General features: G+C 54.3%; 4 protein-coding genes. All 4 read right to left on the reverse strand.

Annotated elements, in window-relative coordinates; genetic code table 11:
- Positions 1-7: 7 nt before the first annotated feature.
- Positions 8-382, reverse strand: coding sequence for a glycosyl hydrolase family 28-related protein (locus tag RMSM_RS34000; protein ID WP_236622413.1), 375 nt, complete (start codon positions 380-382; stop codon positions 8-10).
- 267 nt (positions 383-649) lie between these two features.
- Positions 650-2062 carry a DUF1552 domain-containing protein gene (locus RMSM_RS34005; RefSeq protein ID WP_008708418.1) on the reverse strand — a complete coding sequence of 471 codons (1413 nt, stop codon included), beginning with the start codon at positions 2060-2062 and terminating at the stop codon, positions 650-652.
- A gap of 122 nt (positions 2063-2184) precedes the next feature.
- Complete coding sequence (locus RMSM_RS34010; RefSeq protein WP_008708419.1) at positions 2185-4857, reverse strand: DUF1592 domain-containing protein; 2673 nt, start codon at positions 4855-4857, stop codon at positions 2185-2187.
- 113 nt (positions 4858-4970) lie between these two features.
- A partial coding sequence (locus tag RMSM_RS34015) for a LamG domain-containing protein (protein ID WP_144058158.1) occupies positions 4971-5430 on the reverse strand: 460 nt, incomplete at its 5' end.

A 5430-nucleotide genomic window follows, 5' to 3' on the forward strand; every position in this document is an offset into this window, starting at 1 on the left:
CCATCGATTACGCCCAGCCCTTCGATGGTGACGGTTTTGCGTTTTCAGCGTAAATCAGACAATGGGCGGCGCCCTCTCGGGGTTTGCTGAGATTCTCAGTGGGGTAATCAGCCGCGTTGATACTTCCCAGCAAGCTGGCCCCGTAATCGAGCGACAGCGTGACATCGCTCTTCAGAATGATCGTGCCAATTTGAAAATCACCCGCCGGCACCCAAACAACACCCCCACCGGCATCGTGGCAGGCATCAATGGTTTCTTGCACCGCTTTGGTATCCATAGCAACGCCATCACCGACAGCACCAAAGTTTTTGATGTTAAAAACCTTGGCTTCACTCGCTTTACTGGCTGCGGCGACGATGGCTTGATTGTCGATGCCAAACACGGACGTTGTTGTAAATGTGCATACGACGAACAACAACACTATGCCCGACACATTGCACAGCCGTAGCCAACAAGCAACGATCGAACTCACGATGGTTGTCAAACGATCGAGGGGGCGCCGAGTGTCGCGAAGCCTCGGATGGCCTCTTTGGAAATGGTCGGCTTCAAGTTCGACAAAGATTGATGGTAGCTGCATTCGATGTAATCCTAAACTTGCAACTTTTCTGTCAAAGGAATGGTTCAATGATGCTGCGCCAGAATTGTTTCGTCAAACCTCCGAAATCGTACCCGTGCTGTCGGCGAATGCATCGGTTTCCATGCCTAGTCTTTGCAGCATCGTAACGAATAGATTCGACAATGGCAGATCTTCGCCAGCCGCCTTGATTCGCCACGGTTCGGTGTCTCCCGGAGCCCAGCCTCCGCGGAACGCACCGGCTCCGGCGTAGTTGAGGTATTGTCCGTGTTTGAAGCCCATTGATTTGCCACCCGCCAGTAGTAATGGATAGTTGCGAGAAAGGTGAAACGCGCTGGACGCCGATCCGAAAAGAAGCAGCGTGTTGTCAAGCATGCTCCCTTCACCGGCGGGCTCGGGAGTCGACTTTAGCTTGCTTGCAAAGCGACCGAATTCTTCGCTGATGAATCGGCAGAAGGTTCCAAAATTTTTCCAGCCATCGGGTTTTCTCGTTTCGTGCGAAAGTCGGTGCGTCAGCGGAAGACCGACCGCCCGAGCGAGATAGTCACTGATCCCTTTGCTGACCTCCTTTGCAAGCTGGAAGGTCGCGACTCGCGTCGAATCCGTTTTGAAAGCGAGATAAATGAGCTCGTACATCGTCTGGATATACTCACGCGGATCTTCAGGAGTGATTTCAAGATTCAGGTGATCGATGTCAACGGTTGGCAGGGGAAGGTCCATCCACCTTGCTGACTTCGCAACCTTGATCTCGGTGTCGCGTACGGAGCCCAGAAATTCTTCGAACGACTCCTGATCCTGTTTCGAAAGGTCTTTGCGCAGCGAACGCGCGTCTTCCATCAGATGGTCGAGCACACTTCGGCTAAGCGCCAGACGTTGCGCTGCATCGCCATCATTTTTGACAAACAGCTGTTCGAAAATACGTTTCGGCTTGTTTTCTGCGGGAATTGGGCGACCTTCGGAATTGAATGACATCGTATGGGCCTTGCGCTGCGGCCCGGTGCCTCCGTCGGTCGACATGACAAGGGACGAAAACCGTGTCTGATCTTCGACATGTGCCGCATAGACTTGGTCGAGTGAGATCGAATTCTCGTAGGTTCCGCCTCCGCCAATCGCGCCGCCGGTGAGGAATTGGTCGGCGTTGTGATGTCCATGGTTGTTGCGTGACGCCGGGTGCGACATGCCGGAGATGACTGTCAAATCGTCACGCAGCGATTCCAGTGGATCCAGGCACTTGGTAAACTTAAAATCTTTGCCTTCGCCGTGAGGAAACCACGACCAATCCTGGTACGCCGGGTCCTCCGCAAGCGGCATGGGCACACCGTTGGGCAGGTAGAAGCAGGCCAATCGCCGCGGAGACGACGTTCTGTTACCGCCACCGCTTTCATCCGCACAGGCGACGCCAGAAAACGTCTCGAAAGCAGGCAGGGCAAGGGCAAAGCCAGCAGTTCCGCGAAGGAATCGGCGTCGGTCAAGCGAATTGAGATGCATAGTATTAGTCCTTGTAATGGGATTCGCCAGAATCGTAGTGGGATTTGCCAAAATTCCGTGCCAGAATTGTAGTGGGATTTGCCAAAATTCCCGTGTTCAAGAATTCTGGCTACCCCTGCTACCTAAATCGATGTAAACAGGTCACTTCTTACCAGTTCCAAAATCAGCGTTTGAAGCCCGTCACCGTTGTGGCGAAGCTTTGTCGTAATGCGTTCTATTTCCGCTCGGTCGCCGAAGGCCAACGTTCTGCCGAACGCGAACGTCGCCATTTTTTCAACGATTGCCCGCGCGAACTGGTCCTGGCGATTGGCAAGCAAAAAACGTTTCACTCCGTCGACACCATCAAGCTGCTGTTCGTTGTACAACAGACTCGACGCGTCGATGTCTTTTCCTTGGCTCTGCGTTCGCCACTTCCCAACAGCATCAAAGTTTTCGAAAGCGATCCCCCAAGGATCGATCTTCACGTGACATGACATGCAGGCCGCCTTGTTGCGATGGTCTTCCATTCGCTGTTTGAGCGTCATCTTCATAATCTCTGGATCGGTCATATCGATCTCGGGAACGGCCGGCGGTGGCGGCGGCGGCGGGTCGTTCAAAATACTCTCCAGCAGCCAGATGCCGCGTTTTAGCGGATGCGATTCCGTTCCATCGGAATTCATCGCCAGCAACGCCGCCTGTGTCAGCAACCCACCGCGATGGTCTTCCGGATTCAACGACACACGCTTGAAATTGTTCCCTTGCACGTCATCCAGCCCATAGTGTGTCGCGAGCCGCCTGTTGACCACCGCGTAGTCGGCGTGAAGAAAATCCATCACGCTGAGATTGTTCTGCAGTATTTCTTCGAACAGTGCGATCGGCTCTTGCTGCATCGCGTCCATCAGCTCGTCGTCAAATTGCGGATAGGCCTTTTTGTTGATATTCACGAACTCAAGCGGCGCCATGTTCAACCACTGACGCACGAAGTGCTTCGAAAAACGTTCATGCCGAGGGTCTGCCAGCATACGCTGCGTCTGACGGGCAAGCTGATCGGGATGACTCAGTTGTCCTTCGGCCGCCAGCTCAAGAAGTTCTTCATCCGGCACGCTGCACCACAGGAACATCGAAAGTCGCGTTGCCAACTCAAATTCGTCCACCGCCTGATGCGTTTGCGACTGTGGCTGATCAGTATGAACCAGATACAAAAATCGCGGCGAGGACAACACGGCAGCCAACGTCTCGACGACAGCTTGTTCAAAGTTACTGCAAATTGGACGAACACGAGTAAACAAATCCATTTGCAGATCGACTTCTGCATTGCTGACATCGCGCCGCCAGGCTCGACGCATGAACCGTGAAATAATTTCCCTGGCGTACGCCTGTTCGTCATTGCGGTTATCGCTCTCGATGAAAATCGCTCGGTGCGATTGCGGCGGCCACTGGTCATAAACCGGCGCTGATACTTGGACGTAATCAAAATGAATGGCCGCGGATTGATCTTTCGCAGTGTTATACAAACGGATGTACTCGGACGGATTCGTCCTGTCGGTCACGCCCAATTCCTCAAGCTTGCGTACCGGATTCCGTGGGTGAATTACACTCAAAGGGATATCCCACTGGTAAAACTTTGGCTCCTCCGCTGACGCGTCGATCACCATGTCGCCGCGACTGATCCGGAAGGCGGCTCTTTGGTCTTTGTCACCCTGCCAGCCAAACTCCAGAGCAAGGGTAGGGGCAGCTTGGCTTTCGGACGAAGCTCGCGATGCACGAACGCGAACTCGCATCGTTCCTTCATCGGGCAGCCGGTTCCCCAGCTCGACCACGATCCGTTGTCTGGCCGGAAGCACGGCGAGAAACTTGGATTGCTCGGGCACATCGGGTAGCGTCATCTTGGGCGTCCAAGCCTCCCTCGCTCCTCCGTAAGACCAAGTGGCCGGTGCCGTCTCGCCTGTTGTAATGTTCATGTAGTAACCGCCTCGACCACCGCGTTGCCTAGCCCGCCCCTTTTGAGTCGCTCTCGGTTTCTTGGCTTGCTCCTTCGACTTTTCAAGCTCGGCGAACTTCAATGCTGCCGCAGCTTCAGCCGAAACGCCCCAGTGCAGCACTGCGGGACGATCGCCACTGATCGTAGCGCGATGAAGTGCGTTGCGATTGAGCTCCAGGTACTCAGCATATTGATCGCCCGTAATCTGCAGCGTTTCAGAGCAGTTCTCGAAACCGTCTTCGGAGATGGGGTCAGGCGGTAAGTCTTGCACGAAGTCCAACTCGAGCCCAAGCAAATCCTGTAACGCATAGTTGTACTCGTACCGCGTCATCCGGCGAAACGACGAGTGTGCCCTCTCGGCACGTCGCACTCGCGACGCAGTCTGGATCTCAGCGGAGAGCCACTCGACAATCTTTTTACGATCTTTGTCCGAGAGTTCAGGTCCGTCTTCCGGAGGCATCTCGCCATTGCCCACCGCCGACGAAACCTCTAGCCACCAACTCACATCGTCTCCGTGCAGAAGATCGGGATTGAGCGTATCGACTCGAATGTCACCTTCGGCCGTCTCCGCTCCGTGACACTCATAGCAGGCCTTCTTGAGCGCCGGTTCGATCTCTTCGCGAAACTCTTTCAAGTTTGCTTGTGGTTTCACAAACGTTTTTGGTTGCTGAGCTTGCTGTCGATAAATCGACTTCAATGCTCCGGCGTCCTTGACTTCCTCGAGCGTCGGCGTGTTTGTGGATTCGGACACCTGGGCGTTAGAAATTCGCGGCAGCTGAATCCCGACCAACAAACTGCCGAGCAAAACCACGAAGATTGAAAATTGAGATTTCATCAAATTAGAAGTCCTTGGGACACATCGAACGCTGTAGCGGTATGGCATCGTGGTCGGGGTTTGAATGGTTTACGTAACTTGAGAATCGAATCCCTGTTCGTCATTGACGATTTTCATGGTCGTCCCACCTCGTAGATTTGACGCACTTCTTGGTCATCGAGTGCTGCGCCGAAAACAATCAATTCATCCATGCATCCGTTGAAATTGCGAACGTCCGCCGCGCCACGCCCGCTCCAATTGCCGATGGTTGCAGCGCCAATCTTTAACATGCCGTCAGCGAACCGCGTCAGTCGTTGGCGTTTGACCGGATCGCCGTTGACGTAGTGTGTCACCCGCGTTCGGTCGGTGTCGTAAACGGTCGCCAAATGCACCCACTGTCCCAGTCGAAAGAGGTTGAAGATCGGACGCGTCGGATAGTTATGTGCGTGTTGGTTGGCGTATCGCATTCCGAGGGTGAGACTTCCATCTTGGCGAATCTGCCAGTGAATTCCGTTCTTGTCGAAACCGTCGGTCAGCAGCAGCGAATTCCGTATTCGGTCCAGCCCGTCCACTCGCACCCAGGTCGAATACGTC

Source organism: Rhodopirellula maiorica SM1, from assembly GCF_000346295.1.
GTDB lineage: Bacteria > Planctomycetota > Planctomycetia > Pirellulales > Pirellulaceae > Novipirellula > Novipirellula maiorica.

Coding starts and splice junctions, on each gene's coding strand:
- RMSM_RS34005 (WP_008708418.1), bottom strand. CDS start 2,062: ATGCATCTCAATTCGCTTGACCGACGCCGATTCCTTCGCGGAACTGCT.
- RMSM_RS34010 (WP_008708419.1), bottom strand. CDS start 4,857: ATGAAATCTCAATTTTCAATCTTCGTGGTTTTGCTCGGCAGTTTGTTG.